General features: G+C 66.9%; 17 protein-coding genes. 11 read left to right on the top strand and 6 right to left on the bottom strand.

What is annotated here, in order from left to right; genetic code table 11:
• Nucleotides 1-24: 24 nt before the first annotated feature.
• From tig to clpX, 3 genes are all read left to right on the top strand, one after another.
• On the top strand, nucleotides 25-1,629 hold the full coding sequence (gene tig, locus ACOFKW_RS11180) for a trigger factor (protein ID WP_419814231.1): 1,605 nt from the start codon (nucleotides 25-27) through the stop codon (nucleotides 1,627-1,629).
• 109 nt (nucleotides 1,630-1,738) lie between these two features.
• Nucleotides 1,739-2,383 (top strand): ATP-dependent Clp endopeptidase proteolytic subunit ClpP, encoded by a 645-nt coding sequence (clpP, locus tag ACOFKW_RS11175; protein WP_419814230.1) that lies wholly within the window; start codon nucleotides 1,739-1,741, stop codon nucleotides 2,381-2,383.
• Between the two features lie 145 nt (nucleotides 2,384-2,528).
• Nucleotides 2,529-3,779, top strand: coding sequence for an ATP-dependent Clp protease ATP-binding subunit ClpX (gene clpX / locus ACOFKW_RS11170; protein ID WP_419814229.1), 1,251 nt, complete (start codon nucleotides 2,529-2,531; stop codon nucleotides 3,777-3,779).
• A 66-nt stretch (nucleotides 3,780-3,845) separates the two neighbouring features.
• Here clpX and ACOFKW_RS11165 read toward each other — a convergent pair whose 3' ends face one another.
• Together ACOFKW_RS11165 and ACOFKW_RS11160 are read right to left on the bottom strand one after the other, a co-directional pair.
• Complete coding sequence (locus ACOFKW_RS11165; protein WP_419814228.1) at nucleotides 3,846-4,058, bottom strand: hypothetical protein; 213 nt, start codon at nucleotides 4,056-4,058, stop codon at nucleotides 3,846-3,848.
• Nucleotides 4,059-4,076: 18 nt separating this feature from the next.
• Nucleotides 4,077-4,886 (bottom strand): SDR family NAD(P)-dependent oxidoreductase, encoded by an 810-nt coding sequence (locus tag ACOFKW_RS11160; RefSeq protein WP_419814227.1) that lies wholly within the window; start codon nucleotides 4,884-4,886, stop codon nucleotides 4,077-4,079.
• Nucleotides 4,887-5,115: 229 nt separating this feature from the next.
• Here ACOFKW_RS11160 and ACOFKW_RS11155 point away from each other — a divergent pair, with 229 nt between their 5' ends.
• A complete protein-coding gene (locus ACOFKW_RS11155) occupies nucleotides 5,116-5,517 on the top strand; it encodes a hypothetical protein (RefSeq protein WP_419814226.1) in 402 nt (133 codons plus the stop codon).
• Nucleotides 5,518-5,671: 154 nt separating this feature from the next.
• Nucleotides 5,672-9,118, top strand: a complete 3,447-nt coding sequence (locus ACOFKW_RS11150; RefSeq protein WP_419814225.1) for an indolepyruvate ferredoxin oxidoreductase family protein — start codon at nucleotides 5,672-5,674, stop codon at nucleotides 9,116-9,118.
• Between the two features lie 32 nt (nucleotides 9,119-9,150).
• On the opposite strand, the gene ACOFKW_RS11145 is transcribed toward ACOFKW_RS11150, so the two are convergent.
• The 3 genes from ACOFKW_RS11145 to ACOFKW_RS11135 are packed head-to-tail and all read right to left on the bottom strand — an operon-like array spanning nucleotide 9,151 to nucleotide 12,672.
• Complete coding sequence (locus tag ACOFKW_RS11145; RefSeq protein ID WP_419814224.1) at nucleotides 9,151-10,479, bottom strand: SPOR domain-containing protein; 1,329 nt, start codon at nucleotides 10,477-10,479, stop codon at nucleotides 9,151-9,153.
• 7 nt (nucleotides 10,480-10,486) lie between these two features.
• Nucleotides 10,487-11,689, bottom strand: coding sequence for a dihydroorotase (locus tag ACOFKW_RS11140; protein WP_419814223.1), 1,203 nt, complete (start codon nucleotides 11,687-11,689; stop codon nucleotides 10,487-10,489).
• Entirely contained in the window at nucleotides 11,686-12,672 is a 987-nt protein-coding gene (locus ACOFKW_RS11135; RefSeq protein ID WP_419814222.1) for an aspartate carbamoyltransferase catalytic subunit, read from the bottom strand. The genes ACOFKW_RS11140 and ACOFKW_RS11135 overlap by 4 nt, the downstream gene beginning before the upstream one ends.
• A gap of 257 nt (nucleotides 12,673-12,929) precedes the next feature.
• Here ACOFKW_RS11135 and ACOFKW_RS11130 point away from each other — a divergent pair, with 257 nt between their 5' ends.
• The 4 genes from ACOFKW_RS11130 (at nucleotide 12,930) to ACOFKW_RS11115 (ending at nucleotide 15,571) form a co-directional block, all read left to right on the top strand.
• Entirely contained in the window at nucleotides 12,930-13,136 is a 207-nt protein-coding gene (locus tag ACOFKW_RS11130) for a cold-shock protein (protein WP_144237864.1), read from the top strand.
• 6 nt (nucleotides 13,137-13,142) lie between these two features.
• Nucleotides 13,143-13,403 (top strand): translation initiation factor IF-1, encoded by a 261-nt coding sequence (gene infA / locus ACOFKW_RS11125; RefSeq protein WP_419814221.1) that lies wholly within the window; start codon nucleotides 13,143-13,145, stop codon nucleotides 13,401-13,403.
• 352 nt (nucleotides 13,404-13,755) lie between these two features.
• Nucleotides 13,756-14,184, top strand: a complete 429-nt coding sequence (locus ACOFKW_RS11120; protein ID WP_419814220.1) for a hypothetical protein — start codon at nucleotides 13,756-13,758, stop codon at nucleotides 14,182-14,184.
• Nucleotides 14,185-14,266: 82 nt separating this feature from the next.
• On the top strand, nucleotides 14,267-15,571 hold the full coding sequence (locus tag ACOFKW_RS11115; protein WP_419814219.1) for a M20/M25/M40 family metallo-hydrolase: 1,305 nt from the start codon (nucleotides 14,267-14,269) through the stop codon (nucleotides 15,569-15,571).
• A 473-nt stretch (nucleotides 15,572-16,044) separates the two neighbouring features.
• Here ACOFKW_RS11115 and ACOFKW_RS11110 read toward each other — a convergent pair whose 3' ends face one another.
• Nucleotides 16,045-16,512: a hypothetical protein gene (locus ACOFKW_RS11110; protein WP_419814218.1), complete on the bottom strand. Its 468-nt coding sequence runs from the start codon at nucleotides 16,510-16,512 to the stop codon at nucleotides 16,045-16,047.
• Between ACOFKW_RS11110 and ACOFKW_RS11105 the strand changes: the two genes are divergently transcribed.
• Nucleotides 16,489-21,420, top strand: a complete 4,932-nt coding sequence (locus tag ACOFKW_RS11105; protein WP_419814217.1) for an alpha-2-macroglobulin family protein — start codon at nucleotides 16,489-16,491, stop codon at nucleotides 21,418-21,420. The two genes, ACOFKW_RS11110 and ACOFKW_RS11105, sit on opposite strands and share 24 nt — an antisense overlap.
• Nucleotides 21,417-23,552, top strand: coding sequence for a penicillin-binding protein 1C (pbpC, locus tag ACOFKW_RS11100; RefSeq protein WP_419814216.1), 2,136 nt, complete (start codon nucleotides 21,417-21,419; stop codon nucleotides 23,550-23,552). The genes ACOFKW_RS11105 and pbpC overlap by 4 nt, the downstream gene beginning before the upstream one ends.
• Nucleotide 23,553: the final 1 nt, after the last annotated feature.

The raw sequence follows: 23,553 nt of genomic DNA, 5'->3' as shown, positions 1-23,553 counted from the left end.
CGAATAGAAAGACGGAAATACGACATGCGCATTGCCGAGACGCTGAACGAAGGCCTGAAGCGCGAATACAGCGTGCACATCCCCGCGGCGACCGTCGCGGCCAAGGTCGACAAGCAGGCCGTCGAGGTTGCCAAGCAGGTCCGTATGCCCGGCTTCCGGCCTGGAAAGGTGCCGTTGAACCTGGTCAAGAAGATGCACGGCGCCGCGCTGCGCAACGACGCGGTCCAAGCGGCGGTCAACGAGAGCGTCCAGCAGCTGATGGCGGACCACAAGCTGCGTCCCGCGATGCAGCCGCAGGTCGACCTGATCGGTGACATCGACAGCGACGAGGACATCGCGTTCAAGGTTGCCGTCGAAGTGCTGCCGACCATCGAGGCGCCGCAGATCGACGGCCTCAAGCTCGAGAAGCTGACCGTCGAGCCCGACGAGTCCGAGATGGAAACCGCGCTGCGCCGCCTGGCGGACCAGCAGAAGAGCTTCGAAGCCGCCGACAAGGAGCATGTCGCAGCGATCGGCGATGCCGTGCTGATCGACTTCGTCGGCAGCGTCGACGGTGTCGAGTTCGACGGCGGCAAGGGCGAGGGCATGCGCATCGAGCTCGGCTCCGGCCAGCTCATCCCGGGCTTCGAAGACCAGCTGGTCGGCGTCAAGGCCAACGACGAGCGCACCGTCAAGGTGACTTTCCCCGAGGATTACAACGTCGACTACCTCAAGGGCCGCGACGCCGAGTTCGCCGTCACCGTCAACGAGGTCCAGACCGCCGCCCCCGTCGAGATCGACGAGGCGTTCGCCAAGAACCTCGGCATCGACAGCCTCGAGGCGCTCAAGGACATCCTCAAGGACCAGCAGCGCAGCGAGCTGGGCCAGCTGACCCGCACCCACATGAAGCGCAAGCTGCTCGACACCCTCGCCGCAGCGCACGACTTCGCCGTGCCCGAGTCGATGGTCGAGGCCGAGTTCGAGCAGATCTGGCAGCAGGTCGAGCACGAGGCGAGCCATGAGGACGACGCCGAGGGTGCCAAGGCCAAGCTGGAGGACGAGCGTCCCGAGTATCGCCGCATCGCCGAGCGCCGCGTCCGCCTCGGGCTGCTGCTGTCGGAGATCGGCCAGCAGGGCGGCGTCAACGTCACCCAGGCCGAGATGAACCGCCTGATCGCCCAGGAGGCGAGCAAGTACCCCAAGGAGCAGCAGCAGGTCGTCAAGTACTTCCAGGAAAACGCGATGGCGGCCGCCCAGCTGCGCGCGCCCCTGTACGAGGACAAGGTCGTCGACTACCTGATCGGCAAGGCGGAAGTCAGCGAGCGCACCGTCAGCCGCGAAGACCTGATGGCCGAGATCGAGAGCGACGACGAGACCCCGGGCGGTCACGTCCACGGTCCCGACTGCGGCCATGACCATTCGCACGAAGGTCACGACCATAGCGGCCACGACCATGGCGCCCACGACCACGCACCGGCAGCCGAGGCCGCACCGGCCAAGGCACCGCGCGCCAAGAAGCCCAAGGTCGTCGCTGCCGAGCCGGAAGCAGTCGAGGCCGCCCCGGTCGCGACCGACGCCGCCGTCGTCGCCGAGGCTCCCGTCGAAGCGGCGCTGCCCAAGCCCAAGCGCGCCAAGAAGGTCGCTGAATAACATCGTCGTTACCGCCCGGGCATCGGCCTCGCTGGGGGCTTGAAGCTTGGGCGGTTCACGCCGATGTTGGCAGTCCAGCATCCACGCTCGGATGCGCACGGAGCACCGTATGAATTTCCACAACGATATCGCTGCCGGACTCGTCCCGATCGTCATCGAACAGTCGAACCGCGGCGAGCGTTCGTTCGACATCTACTCGCGCCTGCTGCGCGAGCGCATCATCTTCGTCACCGGCCAGGTCGAGGACCATATGGCCTCGGTCATCGTCGCCCAGCTGCTCTTTCTCGAGTCCGAGAACCCGAAGAAGGACATCTTCATGTACATCAACTCGCCGGGCGGCGTGATCACCGCCGGCATGGCGATCTACGACACCATGCAGTACATCCGGCCCAAGGTCGGCACCGTCTGCATCGGCCAGGCCGCGTCGATGGGCAGCTTCCTGCTCGCCGCCGGTGAGCCGGGCATGCGCGTCGCGCTGAAGAACGCCCGCATCATGATCCACCAGCCGTCGGGCGGCGCGCAGGGCATGGCGTCGGACATCGAGATCCAGGCGCGCGAGATCATCCGCGTCCGGCATGCGCTGAACGAACTGTACGTCAAGCACACCGGCCAGGACCTCGACACCATCGAGCGCGCCATGGACCGCGACAAGTTCATGTCCGCCGAGGAAGCCAAGGTGTTCGGCCTGATCGACACGATCGAGGACAAGCGCCCGCTGCCGACCGAGGGCGAAACCGGGTTGCGCGCCGCCTGATCGGGCGAGCATCCGCAATTATTTTGTCGCGGCGGTGTTAACCCATCGCCGCCGCAATTACGTTATTGTTACCGTCAGCGGTTACCGTGGCTTGCCGCGTTGCGGTAAAGTTCGCTAGACTGGCCTTTGGCCGGAGAGGAAGCCCATGACCAAGTTGAGTGGCGGGGACTCGAAGAACACGCTCTACTGCAGTTTCTGCGGCAAGAGCCAGCACGAGGTCCGCAAGCTGATTGCCGGACCGACGGTATTCATCTGCGATGAGTGCGTCGAGCTGTGCAACGACATCATCCGCGAGGAAACCAAGACCGCCCTGGTGAAAACCAAGGACGGTGTCCCGACGCCGCGCGAAATCTGCAAGGTCCTCGACGATTACGTCATCGGCCAGATGCATGCCAAGCGCGTCCTGTCGGTGGCGGTCCACAACCACTACAAGCGGCTGAACCACGGCGCCAAGGGCGCCGAGGTCGAGCTGGCGAAGTCGAACATCCTGCTCGTTGGCCCGACCGGCTGCGGCAAGACGCTGCTCGCCCAGACGCTGGCGCGCATCCTCGACGTGCCGTTCACCATGGCCGATGCGACGACGCTGACCGAAGCCGGTTACGTCGGCGAGGATGTCGAGAACATCATCCTGAAGCTGCTCCAGGCCTCCGACTACAATGTCGAGCGGGCACAGCGCGGCATCGTCTACATCGACGAGATCGACAAGATCAGCCGCAAGGCCGACAACCCCTCGATCACCCGCGACGTGAGCGGCGAGGGCGTCCAGCAGGCGCTGCTCAAGATCATGGAAGGCACCACCGCGTCGGTGCCGCCGCAGGGTGGCCGCAAGCATCCGCAGCAGGAGTTCCTGCAGGTCGACACGACGAACATCCTGTTCATCTGTGGCGGCGCGTTCAGCGGCCTCGAGAAGATCATCGGCGACCGCCTGCAGGGCAAGTCGATCGGCTTCGGCGCGCATGTCGCCGCACCGGACGAGCGTCGTACCGGCCAGCTGCTGCGCCTGTGCGAGCCCGAGGACCTGCTCAAGTTCGGCCTGATCCCGGAGTTCGTCGGCCGTTTGCCGGTCATCGCGACGCTGGAAGATCTCGACGAGCCGGCGCTGATCAAGATCCTGACCGAGCCGAAGAACGCGCTGTCGAAGCAGTACGCCCGCCTGTTCGAGATGGAAGGCGTCAAGCTGAGCTTCGAGGTCGATGCACTGTCGGCGATCGCCAAGCGCGCCATCGAGCGTCGTACCGGCGCCCGCGGGCTTCGTTCGATCATGGAGTCGATCCTGCTCGACACGATGTTCGACCTGCCCGGCCTCGAAGGCATCGAGGAGATCGTCGTCGACAAGGAAGTCGTCGGCGGCCTCAAGGAGCCGATCCGCATGCTCGCCAAGGACAAGGCCGCCTAACCAGCCGCCCCGGACGCAACGAAACGCCCGCTGCAGCGATGCAGCGGGCGTTTTGCTGTCCGGGGTTCAGCCGTGCCGGGCCGACTTGACCTCGGCCGCGGCACGGATGATCGGCGGCACCGACAACAGGATCGCCGAGACCAGCGCGCCGATCGCCAACAGCCCCACTGGCGTGACGTCGACGCGCGCGCCGATCCGCACCGACTTGCCGATCTTCATCCGAAACCCGGTCGACTGTCGGGCCGACATGATCGACTGGCGTGGCGCGTGGTCCGGCATCGGCTGTCCTCCGGCGGCTTATTCCGCCGCTGCCTTTTCGGCGTTCGGCTGGGCCATGTCACGGTGCAGCTTGGCCAATGCCGGATCGGGCAGGATGTTGGTCATCAGCGCCTGAAACTTGTTCTTCAGGCCCGCGACGACATGGTCGTCATTGGCCATCAGCGCCTCGTAACCGACCTTGGCGACGTCCTCCGCCGACATCTTCTTCGACTCGCCGACCTTGGTGTCGTCCATCTCGGCGCGGTGGAAGAACTCGGTCTCGGTCGCGCCCGGCATCAGCACGGTGACGACGACGTTCTGCTCCTTCAGCTCCTCGCGGATCGCCTCGCCCCAGCTGTCGAGGAACGCCTTAGTGCCGTTGTAGACCGACTGGAAGCTGCCCGGCATCAGCCCGGCGATCGACCCGGTGATTAGGATGCGGCCGTCGCGGCGGTCGGCCATCGCTCGGGCGACATGTTTGACCAGGTGAACCTGGCTGGCGACGTTGAGCTGGATCATGTCGAGCTCGGTGTCGAGATCGGTCTCGGTGAAGCGTCCACCGAGTCCGACACCGGCGTTGGCGCACAGCACGTCGAGCGGGCGGCCGAGGCTCTGCGACGTCTCCAGCACGGTGTGGACGCCGTCGCGAGTGCGCAGGTCGGCGAGCGCCGTGGTGACCTGTCCGCCCTCCGCCTGCAGCGACTGCGCCGCGGCTTCGAGGCCGGCGGCATCCTCGGAGTTGATGATCAGGTCATAGCCGTTCCTGGCGAACTGGCGGGCGAGTTCGAGGCCGATGCCGCTCGAGGCACCGGTGACGAGCGCGAGCGGACGACTGGCTTGGGGGTTCATGTCGGTACTCCATGCGGGGGGATCGTGGTCGCGGAGGAACCTGACGGGCGTGCTGGAGTTCCGCCGCCGGCTTGGTTGTTTCCTCGCCGGTTCAAGGCTTTTTCGGCCTGTTTGGGGTGTCCGGCGCGGCTTTGACGCAGCCCGACGGAAAACCGCAAATCAACCATTGCGTATCCGAACTGTTCCAGATAAGTGAATGATTTGTTGGTAATTAGTAAAGAGTATCTCTGTGACCGATGCCGATGATTATAGAGAGCATGCCGCCAAGATCCGGCGTCTGGTTGCCGGTGTCCGGGGCCATGCCGCCACCGCGGCGCTGCTGCTGGCCGACGAATATGAGTCGCGCGCGACCCAGTTGGAGGGCAAGCCTGCCGCTGCCTCCTATCTCGGCAATGCGGACCGCGTTGGTGAGTTGATCGCTCGGGAGCGTGCCGGCGTCGATGCGCTCGTCGTGCTCGAAACCGACCTCGCCAGCCAGTTGGCCCGGACGCGGGAGAAGCGCGCGATCGCCGAGGCTCGCATCGACGCTATCCTCGCCACGGCGCGCCTGCTCGACATGCCCGCCCCCGTCCGCGGCAACACCCCCGCGAGCTTCACCGAAGCCGCGACCGCCGTCCCACCGATCAACTAGGCTAGACCGCCAGTACCAGACGATTTCCCCGGCGCAGTGCTGCGCCCGGCGCGGACCCGACGGCGCACCCGGGTCGTTTCCCCTGTAGAAATTGCCGCACTTGCTTTTCAAAGTTAGGGCAGTAGTATTGACCTAATTGCTTGGGGAAGTGTTTATGGTCGCTGGTCTTCCGCCGGTCACGCTCGATGACAAGTATCGCTTCGACAGCGGCCGCGTCTTCATGTCGGGGGTCCAGGCGCTGGTCCGCCTGCCACTGGTCCAGCGGCGTCGCGATGCGGCGGCCGGGCTCAACACCGGCGGCTTCATCTCCGGCTATCGCGGCTCGCCGCTCGGCGCCTACGACCAGGAGCTGTGGCGCACCAAGAAGCTGCTCGCCGAGCAGAACATCGTCTTCGTCCCGGGCGTCAACGAGGAGCTCGGCGCCACCGCCGTCTGGGGCTCGCAGCATGTCGGCATGCGGCCCGGCGCGACGGTCGATGGCGTGTTCGGCATCTGGTACGGCAAGGGCCCCGGCCTCGACCGCGCCATGGACGTGCTGAAGCACGCCAATGCCGCGGGCACCTCGCCCAACGGCGGCGTGCTAGCGATCGTCGGCGACGACCACGGCGCCAAGTCCTCCACCCTGCCCCACCAGTCGGATCATAATTTCCAGGCGGCGTTCGTGCCGTTCCTCGCGCCGTCGTCGGTGCACGAGTTCGTCGAGTACGGCCTGCTCGGCTTCGCGATGTCGCGTTTCGCCGGTACCTGGGTCGGCTTCAAGGCCACCGCCGACACCGTCGAGACCTCGGCCACCATCGACCTGGCGAACGAGCATCGCGGCATCATCCTGCCGACGTTCGACTTTCCCGAAGGCGGCATCCACATCCGCGGCGGCGACATCTGGCGCGAGGAAGACACCCGGCTGCAGCGCTACAAGGGCTTTGCCGCCCTCGCCTTCGCCAAGGCCAACCACATCGACCGGATCATCTGGGACACGCCCAAGCCCCGGTTCGGCATCATCACCACCGGCAAGGCGCACGCCGACACGATGGAAGCGCTCGACGAGCTCGGCATCGACGCCGAGGTCGCGGCGCAGATCGGCCTGCGCGTCTACAAGGTCGGCATGCCCTGGCCGCTCGAGCCCGACGGCATCCGCGCCTTCGCCGAAGGGCTGGAGGAAGTCCTCGTCATCGAGGAGAAGCGCGAGTTCATCGAGCACCAGTTGCGCTGGCAGCTCTACAACTGGCGCGAAGCCGTGCGCCCGCGCGTCGTCGGCAAGCACGACGAGAACGGCGAGTGGCTGCTGTCCCCCGACAACGAGCTGACGCCGGGCGTGATCGCCAACGTCGTCGCCGGACGCATCCAGAAATACTACGACACCGACGCGATCCGCGGCCGGCTGGCGTTCTTCGCCGACCAGGCGAACAAGGCCTCGGCCTATGAGACGCCGATCAAGCGCACGCCGTATTTCTGCTCGGGCTGCCCGCACAACACCTCGACCAAGCCGCCAGAAGGCTCGCGCGCGCTGGCTGGAATCGGCTGCCACATCATGGCCTTGTGGATGGACCGCGCCGAGACCTTCACCCAGATGGGCGGCGAGGGCGTGACCTGGGTCGGCGAGGCGCCGTTCACGTCGGAGAACCACGTCTTCGCCAACCTCGGCGACGGGACGTATTTCCACTCCGGGCTGCTCGCAGTGCGCCAGTCGATCGCGGCCGGGGTGAACATCACCTACAAGATCCTCTACAACGACGCCGTCGCCATGACCGGCGGCCAGAAGCACGACGGCGAGCTGTCGGTCGACCAGATCGCGCACCAGATGGTCGCCGAGAACGCCAAGAAGGTCGTCGTGCTGACCGAGGATCTGTCGCGCTACCAGGGCGTCACCCTGCCCCCGACGGTGCGGCTGCTCGATCGTTCGGCGCTGCCGGCGATTCAGGAGGAGTTCATCGCGACGCCGGGCTGCACGGTCATCATCTTCGACCAGACCTGCGCCGCCGAGAAGCGCCGCCGCCGCAAGCGCAAGACCATGGACGACCCCAAGCGCCGGGTGTTCATCAACGCCGCGGTCTGCGAGGGCTGCGGCGACTGCTCGGTCCAGTCGAACTGCGTCAGCATCGAGCCGCAGGAGACCGAGTTCGGCCGCAAGCGCCGCATCAACCAGTCGAGCTGCAACAAGGACTATAGCTGCCTCAAGGGCTTCTGCCCGAGCTTCGTCACCGTCGATGACGCCCAGATCCGCAAGGCCGAGGCGAAGAACCTCGCCGCCAGCATCGACCTGAGCGGCGTTGCCGATCCCGTCCTGCCGGCGCCCGGCGAGGGCTTCAACATCATGGTCACCGGCATCGGCGGCACCGGCGTGCTGACCGTCTCGGCGCTGCTCGGGACGGCGGGGCACATCGAGGGGCTGTCGGCGACCACCGCCGACATGGCCGGCCTCGCGCAGAAGGGCGGCGCGGTCTATTCGCACGTCCGTCTCGCCGCGCTGGAGAGCCCGTTGCAGTCGCCGCGGATCATCTCGGGCGCCGCCGACCTGGTGCTAGCCTGCGATGCCGTGGTCGCGGCCGACAAGCCGACGCAGACGCTGATGGTGCCGACGCGCACCGCCGTCGTCGCCAACGCCGACATCGCGCCGACCTCGGACTTCGTCCGCAACCGCGACCTGGATTTCCGCTCGGCGCAGGTCGAGCGGGCAATCCGCAAGGCCGCCAACCCCAACGCCACCAGCTTCGTCGCCGCGGATACGATCGCCGTGGCGCTGCTCGGCGATGCGATTGGGGCGAACATCCTGTTGATGGGCTATGCCTGGCAGTCGGGGCTGATCCCGCTGAAGCTGGCCAGCCTGGAAGCGGCGATCGAGTTGAACGGCGTCGCCATCGACTTCAACAAGCGGGCGTTCGCGCTCGGCCGGCTGCTCGCGTCGTCGCCCGAGAAGGTCGTCGCGATGGTCGAGGCGGCACGTGGCCCCAAGCCCGAGGCCCCCGCGACGACGCTCGACGGCATGATCGAGAAGCGCGTCGCCGACCTGACCACCTACCAGGACGCCGCCTATGCCGAGCGTTTCACCGGGCTGGTCGCCAAGGTCCGCGCCGCGGGCAACGAGCAACTCGCCGAGGCAGTCGCGCGGAGTTACTACAAGCTGCTGGCCTACAAGGACGAATACGAGGTTGGGCGGCTCTACTCCGACGGGCGTTTCCGCGCCGCGTTCGATGCGCAGTTCGTCGGTGGCAAGCCGCGCGTCCAGCTCAGCCCGCCGATCTTCGCCAAGCTCGACCCGGCGACCGGACGGCCGCGCAAGTACAGCTTCGGGCCGTGGATCTTCACCGCGTTCGGCATGCTGGCGAAGCTGAAGGGCTTGCGCGGCACCGCCTTCGACGTGTTCGGCTATAGCCATGAGCGCCGCGCCGAGCGGGCGGCGATCACCGATTATGAGGCCGAGGTCGAGCGCCTGCTGGCCGGGCTGACGCCGGACAATGGTTCGCTGGCGGTCGAGATCGCGTCGCTGCCGCTGGCGGTCCGCGGCTTCGGTGTCGTCAAGGATGCGGCGGCGGAGAAGGTCGCGGCGCAGCGGGTGGCGCTATGGGCGAAGTGGCCGGGCGTCAGGCAGCTCGCCGCCGCCTGATCGCAAGGGGGGAGGACACCCTCCCCCGCCGCCTAGCCCTGGGTCACGAAACAGGCGCGGCCGGCGAACGCCAGCTTGGCGCAGACATCGCGTGCCGCGTCGCGACTGGCGAACGGCCCGAGCTGGAATTTGACCACCGGGCCGCTGGTGTCGAAGATCGGCTTGGCCTTGCCGATCGCGGTCGCCTGCGCGGTCTTGACCGAGGTCCAGGCCTCGTCCGCCGCCTTCTTGTTCGAGAATGCACCGAGCTGGACGCGCCAGCCGGTCGGTGCCGGCGGCTTGACCTCGGCGACCTTCACCGGCTCGGGCTTCGGCGCAGCGACCACCGGTGCGGCAGGCTTGACCTCGGGCGGCTTCGGAGCAGCTGCCGTCGGCACGTCGACCGTCGCGATCTCGGCCGGCTTCGGCGCTGCCGCCTTGGCCGCATCGGCGTCCATATAGACCGACTTCGGCCCGGTCATGACCGGCGGATTGGCAACGACGGGCGCGGGATTGGGGGCCGGTGCCGCGGTGACGATCGGTGCGGGCGTCGGCGGCCTGACGGTTGCCGTCGCGATCTGCGCAGGCGGGGTCGCGGCAGGCGTCGGCTTCGGCGCGCTCGCCACGACGGCCGGGCTCGAGGTCGGGGTCGGCGTGCGCACCACCGGGGCGGGCGTCGGAACGGGAGCCGACGTCGCGATCGCCACCGGGGCCGGCGGGGCCTTCAGCACATCGGCCTTCTTCGGCAACACCGCCGCCAGCGCCGCCGACGCCGCGCTCGCCATGCGGGTAGTCAGCGGCTCCTGTGTCGGGATCGCCGGCGCGACGCCGTTCGCCATGTTCGCTGCCATCGCGGTACCGGCAGCGCGCGCATCGGGCGTCAGCACCGGCTCGATCGATCCCAGCGCCGTGGTCGCCTGCGCCAGCCCGCTCGCCTTGGCGCGCAGCAGATAGGCATAGGCCGCACCCAGGTTCTTGGGCGTCCCGTCGCCGTTATAGGCAGCGATACCAAAGACATACTGCGCCCTCGGCTCGCCCCGGTCGGCGGCGGTCTTGAGCCAGCGCACCGCCTCGGGCTTCTCGCCCGCCTGGAACAGCGCGATGCCGAGGTTGGCCTGCGCCGGCAGGTGGCCCTTGACCGCGGCCTTGCGGTAATAATCGCGGGCGATCGTCGGGTCCTTGGCGACGCCGCGCCCCAGCTTGTACGCCTGGCCCATGTTGAACAGCGCGTCGGCATCGCCCTGCGCCGCAAACGGCAGCCACGCGGCGACGGCAGCCGGATACTCGCCCAGCCGCCAATGCTCGACGCCGGACTTGACCGAGGCGGGAGCCGTGGACGGGGCGGCCGCACTGACGGCGGCGAGTGCAATCAAGCTCAGCATGACCGTTTCATAAACTCCATACGATGTCGCCACCCTTAACCGTCATGACCACCCGGCCCTGCACCGGCAGCCCGTCGAACGGCGTGTTTCCAGCCGAGGCGGCGCCGCTGTCGGCATCGATCCGCCACGGCGCGCCGGGATCGATCAGCGCAAGGTCGGCGGGCGCGCCGACGTCGATCCGCCCGCCGCGCAGGCCGAAGATCCGCGCCGGTGCGGCGGTCATCCGCTCCAGCACCTGCGCCACGCTCAGCCGGCCGTCATGGGCGAGCGTCAGCGCCAGTGGCAGCAGCGTCTCCGCCCCGACCATGCCCGGCTCGGCATCGGCGAAGGGCAGGCGCTTGTCCTCCTGCGTCCGCGGGTCGTGGCCGCTGGCGATCAGGTCGATGGTGCCGTCGACGATCCCGTCGAGCACCGCCTGGCGGTCGTCCTCGTGGCGTAGCGGCGGCGATAGCCGGGCAAAGGTCCGATAGCCGCTGACCGCCTGGTCGTTGAGCAGGAAGTGCGCCGGGGTGACGCCGCAGGTCACCGGGATGCCGCGCGCCTTGGCGGCACGGACCAGCTCGATGCTCTCGGCGGTGGTGACCTGGCGGAAATGCAGGCGGCAGCCGGTCGCCTCGGCCAGCCGCAGGTCGCGCGCGACGATTATGCTCTCGGCAAAGGCCGGCGCCGACGGCAGGCCGAGCCGGGTCGCGAACTCGCCCGAGGTGGCGACCGCGTCGCCGATCAGCGCGGCATCCTCGGCATGGCTGACCACGACGATGCCGAAGCCGCTGGCGTATTGCATCAGCCGCAGCATGACCCCGGCGTCGGCGATGCCGCTGCGCCCGGTCGCGGCACCCACGGCCCCCGCCTCCATGCACAGGCCGATCTCGGCAAGCTCCAGCCCTTCGAGGCCGCGCGTCGCCGCCGCCAGCGGATGGACCCAGACGTCGGGCTTGCCGATGCGCTGGGCAAACTCGATCAGCGCCGGATCGTCGAGCGGCGGCGAGCGGTCGGGCATCAGCACGACGCGGGTGATGCCGCCCGCCAGGCAGGCCGCCGCATCCGCCTTGAAGACGCCCGCGTCGATCAGCCCGGCACTGAGAAAGCGGCCCTTGCAATCGATGACCTGGGCGTCGGCGGGCGGCGCATCGCCGATGCCCGCGATGACGCGGTCGCGGACGATGACAGTGCCGATATTGGCGGCGTTGATGAAGGCGAGGACGGTCACGCCCAACCCTCGATGCCGCGGCGGGCGCGGGTCAGCACGTCGAGGCAGGCCATGCGCACCGCGACGCCCATCTCGACCTGCTCGGTGATCGCCGACTTGGCGATGTCGTCGGCCACCGCGGTATCGATCTCGACCCCGCGGTTCATCGGGCCCGGGTGCATGACCAGCACGTCGGGCTTCGCCTTGGCCAGCCGCTTCGCCGTCAGCCCGTAGAAGTGGAAATACTCGCGAGGGCTGGCGACATAGCCGCCGGTCATGCGCTCGCGCTGGAGCCGCAGCATCATCACAACGTCGGCGCCGTCGAGCCCCTCGTCCATCGAGGTATAGACGTCCACCCCGAGGCGATCGACATCGCTGCCGATCAGCGTCGGCGGCGCCACCGCGCGCACCTTGGCGCCCAGCGAGCCGAGCAGCTGGAAGTTCGAGCGCGCCACCCGCGAGTGCAGGATGTCGCCGCAGATCGCCACCGTCAGCCCCTCGATCCTGCCCTTGCGCCGGCGGATGGTCAGCGCGTCGAGCAGCGCCTGCGTCGGATGCTCGTGGCGCCCGTCGCCGGCATTGAGCACCGGGCAGTCGACCTTCTCGGCGATGAGCTGGACGGCGCCCGCCGCCTGGTGGCGGATGACGATGCCGTCGGGGTGCATGGCGTTGAGGGTCAGCGCGGTGTCGAGCAGCGTCTCGCCCTTCTTCACCGACGACTGGCCGACGGTCATGTTGACGACGTCGGCGCCCAGCCGCTTGCCGGCGATCTCGAAGCTCAGCAGCGTCCGGGTCGAGTTCTCGAAGAAGGCGTTGATGATGGTCAGGCCGCGCAACCGGTCGTCGTGCTTGCGCGCGCCGCGGTTGATCTCGACCCAGGTCTCGGCCTCGTCGAGCAGCCAGACGATTTCCCACGGCTTCAGGTCGGCAATACCGAGCAGGTGGCGGTGGGGAAACGGATGTACGCCCAGAGGCTGGTCGGACTGGAGCGCGCGGCTGTTCATGCGCCGCCGATGTAGCCCCTCCCGGACCTTAACAGCAATAGCGAGCGGGCTTATCGCGGGCACGACTGGGCGGCGGGGCGCCGGGACTGGCGGCGTAGTTGCGAGGACCTTGCATTTACGATCGATACAGCGCATATCGCCCTTGCCGAAGATGCCTGATACGGACGTGGCGCTTTTTGGCCCCCCATATCGTTGAAGCGTAGCTGAGGTGCTCGGCCTGGATGTTCTGGGCGGGCAATCGACGTAAGGACGTGACTATGGCGGTCGGAACCGTGAAGTTTTTCAACACCACCAAGGGCTATGGCTTCATCGCCCCGGACGGCGCGTCGAAGGACGTGTTCGTTCACATCTCGGCAGTCGAGCGCGCTGGGCTCGACGGTCTGAACGAAGGCCAGAAGGTCAAGTTCGACGTCGAGAACGACCGTCAGGGCCGCGCCTCGGCGATCAACCTCTCGCTGGCGTAACTGCTTATGGCGAAGGAAGAAGCGCTCAAGATCGAAGGCGTCATCGCGGAAATCCTGCCTGACGGCCGGTTCCGCGTGAAGCTGGAGAACGACCACGAGATCATCGCCTATACGGCGGGCAAGATGCGCAAGAACCGCATCCGCTCGATCGTCGGCGACCGGGTGCATGTTGAAATGACCCCGTACGATCTCGACAAAGGCCGGATCGTCTTCCGTGAGAAGACGGCCCCGATGCCGATGAACCAGAGGCGCTTCTTCCGGCGCTAGGCGCTTTCAACAAGCGTTGCTGTATCAACTGCCGTCCTGGTTTACGCCGGGGCGGCAGTTTTTGTTCGTGCGCTCGGCTTGCGGCTTATTTGCTTGTGAGTTCAATGTATTAGCTGGCTTTTGGGTGTCAGGTTAGTACCGGCCGAGCGAGCCGGACATAGCTCTGGTTCATCAGGATAAGTTCGTCGACCTTGACAGGATGCGCCTATTAGGTTAGTAGCTGCAACTTGCCCGGGATCGTCTGACCTGATCGCCCGCCCCCCGGTCGAATAAACACAAGCTCGCACGAAACCCTATTGCAACTCGTTCGCAATCGCATATTCTTCGGCTCGGGGTTGTCGAGGAGAATCCGATGTTCGTCGATTTTAGCCAGCCGGGACACCTGCCGCATCGCGATTCCGGCCGCGATCGTCCGGATGAGCTGCCCGGTGACGCGGCATTGCTGATCTGGTCGATGCGGCGGCTGGTGGTCGCCTGGCCGCGCTGCCACGCGGTCCAGGCAGCGCTGCACCGGCGCTTCGGCAGCGAGGCGTTGGGCGTCGAGCATCTGCTGCGCTGCTGGCTCGCCGGCCTCGCAAGTCACGCCCGCCGACCGCTGCTGCTGGCGCAACCGGGATCGGCGTCGATCCTCGCCGACGAGGGCGCGATGCTGTTCGTGCTGCGCCAGGCGAACGAGCCCGACGTTGCCGGTGCCGCGCTGGCCACCCTGTGCGGCTGCGAGGCGGCACGCGGCCTGCTGCCACTGGCGGTCGCGTTGCAGCGGCTGTCCCGGCTGGGCTGAACGACCGCGTTGCGTATCGCAGGAAGGTTGAGACCCGCTGGCGTTCACCCGCGTTATCGGCGATCAACGAAGGACCATGCGCATGTTCATCCGGGCCGCCACCGCGACCGTCCTGCTCGCCGCCACCGCTGCGGCGCCGGCCCCGACGGCACAGGTCTCGCCGGCCGAACTACGCTCGACGATCACCGCGCTGGTCGGCTTCGGCACCCGCCACACCGCGTCTGACACGGTCTCGCCGACCCGCGGCATCGGCGCGGCACGGCGCTGGACCGCGGCTAAATTCGCCAGATTCTCGCAGGATTGCGGCGGCTGCCTGACGATCGAGACGCCTTCGCAGACAGTCACCGGCGCCCGGTTGCCGACGCCCACCCAGATCGTCGACGTCCTGGCGATCCAGCGCGGCACCAGCGATCCCGACCGCGTCGTCATCATCGCCGGGCACATCGACAGCCGCGTCACCGACGTCATGGACACGACCAGCGACGCACCGGGCGCGAACGACGACGGCTCGGGCACCGCCGCCGTGATCGAGGCGGCGCGCGTCCTGAGCCGGCACAAGTTCGCCGCGACCATCGTCTACGCCGTGCTGTCGGGCGAGGAGCAGGGACTCTACGGCGGCGCCCTGCTCGCCGCCGAGGCCAAGCGCCGCGGCTGGAAGGTCGAGGCCGACCTCAATAACGACATCATCGGCAACACCACCGGCTCCGGCGGGGTCAAGGATGACGGCGTCGTCCGCATCTTCTCGGAAGGCACCAAGGCGACGGAGACCCCGGAACAGGCCGCCCGGCGACGCTATAACGGCGGAGAACTCGACTCCCCGGCGCGCAACCTGGCACGCTACGTCGCGCTGCTCGGACCCAAGGCCGGGCTGAAGGTCGAGATGGTCTATCGCACCGACCGCTACGGCCGCGGCGGCGACCAGGTGCCGATGCTGGAAGCGGGCTATCCGGCCATCCGCTTCACCGAGCGGCAGGAGAACTACGATCGCCAGCACCAGACCCTGCGCACCGAGGCCGGCAAGGTCTACGGCGACACCATCGACGGAGTCGACTTCAGCTATCTCGCCAAGGTGACCCGGCTCAACGTCGCGACGCTCGCCGCACTCGCCACCGCTCCCGCACCGCCGACCGGTGTGACCAGCGAAGGCGCCTTGAAGCACGACACGGTCCTGAAGTGGCAGCCGGTCGCGGGGGCTGCGAAGTACCGGGTGTGGTGGCGCTCGACGACCTCGCCCAGCTGGACGAACCATCTCGACAGCGCAGCGGGAGCGACGACATTGACCGTACGGGGCATCGACATCGACACCTGGTTCTTCGGCGTCTCCGCAATCGGCGCCGACGGAGCGGAAAGCCCGGTCGTCTTTCCAGGACCGGCAGGCGCTTTCTAAGCCCCGGTTCACAAACAGTATTGCGCCCGTAACAAGGCGGCTTCATCATGACGGAGATGCGTTATCACCTCCGGCTCAGTCTGCTCCCCGTCATGGGAGTCGCGTTGCTCACCAGTAGTGCGACCAGCGCGCCGCAAGCTGCAGTCGAGTTGTTTTCGCCGCTCGGATCGGTCGAGCGGGTCGAGCAGGTCAAACTGCGCTTCGCGACGCCGATGGTGGCCTTCGGCGACCCGCGCCTGCCCGCTCCCGGCAGCGGCACTTGCGGTGGCGCGGTCGCTGGACGCTGGGTCGACGCCCGGACCTACGCCGTCGACTATGCCCAGCCACTGGCCGGCGGGCAGCGCTGCACCTTCGCGCTCAATCCCGGGCTGAAGGACGCAGCCGGAGCAAGCGTCGCTGGACGCCGCAGCTTCGCCTTCGACACCGGTGGTCCGAACATCCGCGCCGTTTTGCCCCGCGAAGACTCCGACGATCTAGACGAGAATGCGATCTTCCTGCTCGCGCTGAACGCCAAGGCAACGCCCGCCAGCATCGCCGCCCACGCGTCGTGCCGCATCGAAGGCGTTGGCGAGGCAGTGCCGCTCGACGTGCTGCCCGACAAGACCCGCGACGAACTGATCACCGGCTCGGGCCGCGACTATCGAACCCGCGAACTGCTGCGTCAGGCCGGCCAGCGCAAGGCCGAATATGACGGCGAAACGATCGAACCGCGTGCCGAGATCGTCGCGGTGAAGTGCCGCCGCGCCCTGCCCTCCGGCGGCCGCGTCGCCATCGTCTGGGGCGCCGGCATCGCGTCGCCGAACGGCCTGGCGACGGCGGCAACGCGACGCCTTGACTATAAGGTCCGTACGGCGTTCACCGCCCGCTTCGAATGCTCGCGCACCAACGCCGGCGCACTGTGCTCGCCGCTTGAGGCAATGCGTGTCAGCTTCACCGGCCAAGTGCCAATCGCCCAAGCGAAGGCGATCCGGCTGATCGGTCCGGACGGCAAGGCCCGCGCTCCCGAAAAGCTGGACGATCATCTGCAGTCGGCAAGCACCGTCGAGTTCAAAGGACCGTTTGCCGAACGCGCCCGCTATCACGTCGACCTGCCGGACAATCTGAAGGACGATGCGGACCGCGTGCTGGTCAACGCCGCCCGCTTTCCACTCGAGGTCGGCACCGGCGACCTTCCGCCGCTGGTCAAGTTCGCCGGGCAGTTCGGCATCGTCGAGGCCGCTGAAGGCGGCGTTCTGCCCGTCACCTTGCGCGGCGTCGAAGCACGCGTCGCGACCCAGGATTATGGCCCGCTGCGCGGACGCGAGATTTCGGTAGCGACCGATGCGCAGGTCGCCTTGTGGCTGCGCGCCCTTAACAAGGCCGAAGACGATACCAGCGTCGAGGAGCCCATCGCCGGCAGCAAGGAAACCCGGACCATCAACACGACGCGCTCGACGCCATTGATCCGCGGCGAGGCACCCTCGCGCCAACTCTCGATCAACCGGCCGGGCGGCGGCCGGATATTTGAGGTGGTTGGCATTCCATTGCGCACCAACGGCTTTCACATCGTCGAGATCGCATCGCCGATGCTCGGTCGCGCCCTGCTGTCCAAGGGCGGCACGCGCTATGTCGCGAGCGGCGCGTTGGTTACCGACATGGCGGTGCACTTCCAGTGGGGCAAAGGCCGCAGCCTTGCCTGGATCACTCGACTACACGACGCTACCCCGGTCGCGAATGCCAGGATCGCGATCAGCGACTCGTGCGACGGTAGCGAGCTTTGGCGTGGCACCACCGACACGCAAGGCCGCGCCTATGTACCAGACAAGCTGCCACCGCCATCAGGCTACGGCAATTGCGAGTACGGCAATCATCCGCTGATTGTCAGTGCACGAACGTCGGACGATTACTCCTTCACGTTGACCAACTGGAACAACGGCATCCAGCCTGGCGATTTCCAGCTGCCTACCGGCTACGGCGAGGAGCAAGGCATTTGGCACACGGTGTTCGACCGCACGTTGCTCCGCGCCGGCGAGACGATCCACATGAAACACATCGCCCGCCAGCGCACGGATGCCGGCTTTGGCGTCGTGCAGGACATCCCCAAGGACGCGACGTTGCTCGTCCGGCACGTCGGCAGTGACCAGACCTACGAGTTGCCGTTGAAATTAGGCGCAGACGGCATTGGTGTCAGCGACTGGACATCGCCCAAGGCCGCGGCGTTGGGTGAGTATCAAGTCAGTATTGGTGAGCGCGGCGCGACGGAGCGCAAAGTTTCCGGCAGCTTCAAGATCGAAGAGTTCCGGCTGCCGACCATCCGCGCCACCGTGCGTGGCCCGGCAACCAAGCTCGTTGCGCCCGCGGCGGTGCCACTCGACCTGTCGTTGACGTATTTGTCCGGCGGTGCGGTCAATCGTGCGCCGGTGAAGCTGCGCACGATGGTCGAGCCGCGCGAAGAGTCACCGACAGACTATCCCGGCTTCACCTTCGGCGGGGAAACGATGGTGCCCGGTATCGTTGCGCTTGATGGAGGCGAGGCAGCGGCCGCTCCCGGACCAATGCGCGCGCGCGTTGAACCGGTGACACTTGCCGCGAATGGCGGCGCGAGGGTGCTTGTCGACGGCATCGGCAAAATCGAGCGGCCGTCACAGCTGGTCGCCGAGATGGATTACGACGACGCCAACGGCGAGGTCGCCACCGTGTTATCGCGGATCGACCTCGACCCGGCGTCGCTTCACCTGGGGATTGCCTCCGACGGCTGGATAGCCAAGGCTGGCGACCTGCGCCTGAAGATGATCGTGCTCGATTTAGACGATAAGCCGGTGCGCGGCGCCAAAGTCTCGGTCGAGTTGTTCAGCCGGGAGTCCTATTCCTACCGCAAGCGGCTGATTGGCGGCTTCTACGCCTATGACAACAGTCGCGAGACCAAGAAGATCAAAGCGGGTTGTTCCGGCACCAGTGACGAAAAGGGCCTAGTGCTGTGCGCCATCGACGCGGGCGTGTCAGGCGAGGTAATCGCGCAAGGCATCGTCAAGGATAGCGCCGGCCGCGTATCGCAAGCAACCAAGTCGCTATGGTTGGCTGGTGACGACGACTGGTGGTTCGGCGGTGATAACGGCGACCGCATGGACGTCGTCGCCGAGGCTCCTGAATATCCGGCTGGCGGCGTCGCCCGGTTGCAGGTCCGGATGCCTTTTCGCGAAGCGACCGCCTTGGTGAGCGTACTGCGCGACGGCGTTATCGACAGTTTCGTCACGACATTGTCAGGCAAGGACCCGGTCGTCGAGGTCCAGCTCAAGCGTGGGTATGCACCCGATGTCTATGTCTCGGTGCTCGCCGTGCGTGGACGCGTTGCCGGCTGGCGGTTGTGGCTGGCAGATCTGGCGCGGCGATGGAACTTACCGTGGATCAGCCGCGACGCTGCCTCGCCGACCGCATTGATCGACCTCGCCAAGCCTTCGTATCGCCTCGGTATGGTCAAGCTGAAGGTCGGTTGGGATGATCATCGGCTAGGCGTGCGGATCGCCACGGACTCGCCGAGCTACGCGGTCCGAAAGACCGCCTCGACTGTGGTGCAGGTGACCCCGCCGAACGGCCGCACCCTGCCAGCTGGTTCCGAAATCGCATTTGCCGCTGTAGACGAGGCGCTGCTCCAGCTGCAGGACAATCCGAGCTGGGACGTCCTGACGGCGATGATGACCGAGCGTCCTCTATGGGTACAGACCTCGACCGCGCAGATGCAGGTCGTCGGCAAGCGTCACTATGGTCGCAAAGCGCTGGCAGCCGGTGGGGACGGTGGCGCGGATAATGGCGGACTAACTCGGCGCGACTTCCAGCCGTTGCTGCTGTGGCAAGCGCGCGTTCCGCTCGACACTCGAGGACAAGCGCGGATCGCGATCCCGCTCAACGACTCGCTGTCCAGCTTCCGGTTAATTGCCGTGGCGACAGGTGGCTCCGATCTGTTCGGGACCGGCTACGCCAAGATCAGGACGACGCAGAACCTTCAATTGCTTCCGGGGATTCCGCCACTGGTGCGCGAGGGCGACCGCTACGTGGCGACTGTATTAGCACGCAACGCGACAGCTCAGCCTATGCGGGTCAACCTGACCGCGCTCGCTGGTACAGCGATCCTGCCGTCCAAGACCGTCAACATTCCTGCAAACGATGCGTTGACCATAGCTTGGAGCGTTATTGCTCCGTCGACCGAAGGCAAGATCGAATGGGCGGTCGAAGCCACCGGCGGAAATTCCCGCGATGCGGTCCGGGTCACCCAGACCATCGCAGCGGCGGTGCCGGTGGCGGTCTGGCAATCGACGCTTGTGCAGCTGTCACCGTCGGCCGGCTTCCCCGTGATGCTCCCGGCCGGCGCGCTCCCAGGCCGTGGCGGACTTGACCTGGCGCTCAGCCGCACGCTCGGCGGGGCGCTACCAGGTGTCAAATCGTACATGGCGGCCTACCCTTATGACTGTATCGAACAGCAGTTGAGCCGCGCTGTCGCATTGGGTGATCAGCAACGGTGGAATTCGATTGCAGCGCTTCTTCCCGCCTACCTCGATCCCGATGGACTGGTCCAGTACTTTCCCGCGGACTGGATCCGCGGCGATGACAGCCTGACTGGATATATCCTTCGCCTTTCTGCAGATGCCGGCTGGCCGTTGCCCGACGATGCTCGGGCCAAGATGATTGCTGGGTTGCAGTCCTTTGTCGCCGGAAAGACCGAGCGCAGCCATAATCGTGTACTGGTCATAGACAAGGGCAGCGGCGATGCTGCAATCACCGGCTTCGGTGGCGATACAGCAACCCGCCGCCTAAGCGCCATTGCAGCGCTCGCTGCGAACGGTGTCGCCACGCCTGCGATGGTCGAACCGCTCAGCCTCACACCAGATGCGTGGCCGACGATCGGCATCGTCGATTGGGCCTACATTCTGCAGCGGCTGCCTGGCATCCCTGACAGCGCGGAAAAGCTTGCACAGGCCGGCCACTTGCTGCGCGCGCGCTTGGACCTGCAAGGCACTCGCCTGACGATCACCCGGGCGGACGATCCTTGGCAGTTGCTGGCATCTGCCGACACGACCGCATCTCGCCTGCTGACGACCGTCGCGGCGTTGCCCGACTGGCGCACCGATATCGGCGCATTGGCACAAGCTTTAATCTTGCGTCAGCGTCAGGGACATTGGGACACGACCGTCGCCAATGCCGTTGGCACGCTGGCGATCGCCGATTTCTCGAGGCGCTTCGAGAGCGTACCGGTGACTGGCAGCACCCGCGCTACTCTCGGTCCGATAGTGCGAGAGTTTGCTTGGCCCGGCGGCGGCGGGAATCCGGGAGCCGCGACCTTGCCATGGCCGACTGCTCAAACTTCGTTCGCGCTCAATCACAGCGGCACCGGCGCGCCATGGGCGACCGTTACTTCGCGCGCAGCCGTGCCGCTTACCAAAGCGTTCGCCAGTGGTTTCGCCGTCAAGCGACAGGCTTTCGTCGTCAGCCGGGCGGTTCCTGGACGGTGGAGCCGCGGCGACGTCATGCGTATCCGTATCGAAGTGACGCCGCGTGCGCCGGTCGAATGGGTAGTGATCAACGACCCTGTTCCCGCTGGCGCGACGATCCTCGGCGGCTCGTTGGGTGGACGTTCGCAGCTACTCGCCGGCGGCGATGCAAGCGGGCTGCAGCCTACCTACGTCGAGCGTCGCGCCGAGGCTGTACACGCGCACTACGAAGCCATGTCGCGCGAAACCGTGGTGTACGAGTATACCGTTCGGCTCAACTCGGAGGGCATCTTTAAAATGCCTCCGACCCGGGTGGAGGCACTCTACTCGCCGGAAATGATGGCAATGGTACCCAACCACGTCGTCGAGGTTGCGGCCGGGAAATGAAGGTGCCAGCACCGGTGCGGTCTCAATTGCCGCGGCCGCGGTTGCGGGTCCGGATCGTAGCCGGCGCCTTGCTGATCGTCCTTGGGGTCGCCTGGCTTCTAACCGGACCGCCAACGATACCGAGCTACCAGGCGACCCGGGCGCACTGGGTTTCCAGCGAGGCTCGGCTGCTCGCCAGGGACGGTCGCGTTCTGGACATCGTTCGCATCGATGCCGCGTCTCGGCGGCTCGACTGGGTGCCTCTTGCGAACATTGCCGCTCCATTAATCGCTGCAGCCATCCATAACGAAGATCGGCGCTTCCGTGATCATCGTGGCGTCGACTGGCGGGCCGTCGCAGGCGCTGTTCGTGACCGACTGACCGGGCGACCGGCGCGCGGGGCGAGCACCATTACCATGCAACTTGCCGGGCTGTTGTCGACTGACCTCGGCACCAGCGGTCGCCGGTCGTGGCGACAGAAGCTCGTCCAGGCCCGCGCCGCCCAGGCGATAGAGTCGATGTGGAGCAAGGATCAGATTCTTGAGGCATGGTTCAACCTGCTGCCGTGGCGCGGCGACTTGGTTGGCATCGACGCCGCCGCCCGCAGCCTGGCGGGACATCCGGCCGGGAACCTCAGCGTCGCCGAGGCGCAGGTATTGGCGGCGCTGATACCTAGTCCGACGGCGGTGCCGCAGCGCGTGGCGGCGCGTGCCTGTATAGCGGCGCCCGATTGCGGGGCGGTGCGCCTTGCTGCGGAACGCATGCTGGGGCCATCAACTGCACCACCGGATCCAAACCTTGCGCCACAACTCGCGGCGAAGCTGCTCCGCGCCGGGCGGCGGGAAGTCCGCACCACGATCGATGCCGATTTGCAGGCGTTCGTCCTTCAGGCGCTGACCCGTCGGCTTGGCGAACTCGGCGAGCGCAACGTGCGGGATGGCGCGGCGATCGTCGTCGATAATGCCAGTGGGGAGATCCTAGCCTATGTCGGTTCGGTCGGGGCAATGTCGCGGAGCGCGCAGGTCGATGGAGCCGCGGCGCCGAGACAGGCCGGATCGACGCTCAAGCCATTTCTCTACGGGCTTGCGATCGAGCGACGGTTGCTGACGGCGGCGTCGGTGCTGGACGATGCGCCGGTCGATCTCGACACGGCTTCGGGGCTGTACATTCCGCAGAATTACGATCGGATTTTCCGGGGGCCGGTCAGTGCGCGGTCGGCGTTGGGGAACAGTTTGAATGTGCCGGCAGTGCGGACCTTGCTGCTGGTCGGGGTCGATGCTTTCCGCGACCAGCTCTACGACTATGGTTATCATGGGATATCGCGGGAGGGCGATTATTACGGCTTTTCCCTGGCCTTAGGGTCGGCGGAGGTGACTTTGGCCGAGCAGGCGGCGGCGTATCGGAGCTTGGCGCGGGGTGGGCTGTGGTCGGCGCTGAGGGTGGAGCCGGGGCCGGCGCCGGTGCAGCGGCGAGTGCTGTCGGCAGCGGCGGCGAGCATCGTCGCGGACATGCTGGGCGACGGGGCGGCGCGGACCTCGACCTTCGGGTCGGACAGTACGTTGGGGCTGCCGTTCTGGGCGGCGGTCAAGACCGGGACGTCGAAGGCGCTGCGGGATAATTGGTGCATCGGTTTCAGCGACCGCTTCACCGTTGCCGTTTGGGTGGGTAATTTTGAAGGTGACTCAATGGGTTCCGGGGTTTCCGGGGTCAGCGGGGGAGCACCGGCGTGGCGCGAGATCATGCTCCACCTGCACCGCGACCGGCCCGGCCGTCCGCCGGCGCGCGACCCGGGCGTCACCGAGCGGCGCGTCACCTTCGTGCCGGCCATCGAGCCGCCGCGGACCGAGCTGTTCCTGCCGGGCACCGAGCTCGACACCGTGCGCGTCACCGCGGGAGTCGACGACCGCCCGCGGCTGGTTGCGCCGACCAATGGCGCGGTGATCGCCCTCGATCCCGATATTCCCCCGCTGCGCCAGCGGGTTGGCGTCCGGACCAGCGGCGCCACCGCGACCATGCGCCTGGATGTCGACGGCCGACCGCTGGGGCCGGCCGCGGCAGGTGCGCTGTGGCTGCCGATCCCCGGCGTCCACCGCTTCGTCCTCCGCGACGCCGCCGGCAAGCAGCTCGACGCGGCGCAGGTCAGCGTCCGCTAGG

It is taken from the genome of Glacieibacterium sp. (genome assembly GCF_965200405.1).
Classification (GTDB): domain Bacteria; phylum Pseudomonadota; class Alphaproteobacteria; order Sphingomonadales; family Sphingomonadaceae; genus Glacieibacterium.
The sequence above is the reverse complement of the archived record's forward strand: the minus strand, read 5'-3'. Positions and strand labels throughout refer to the sequence as shown.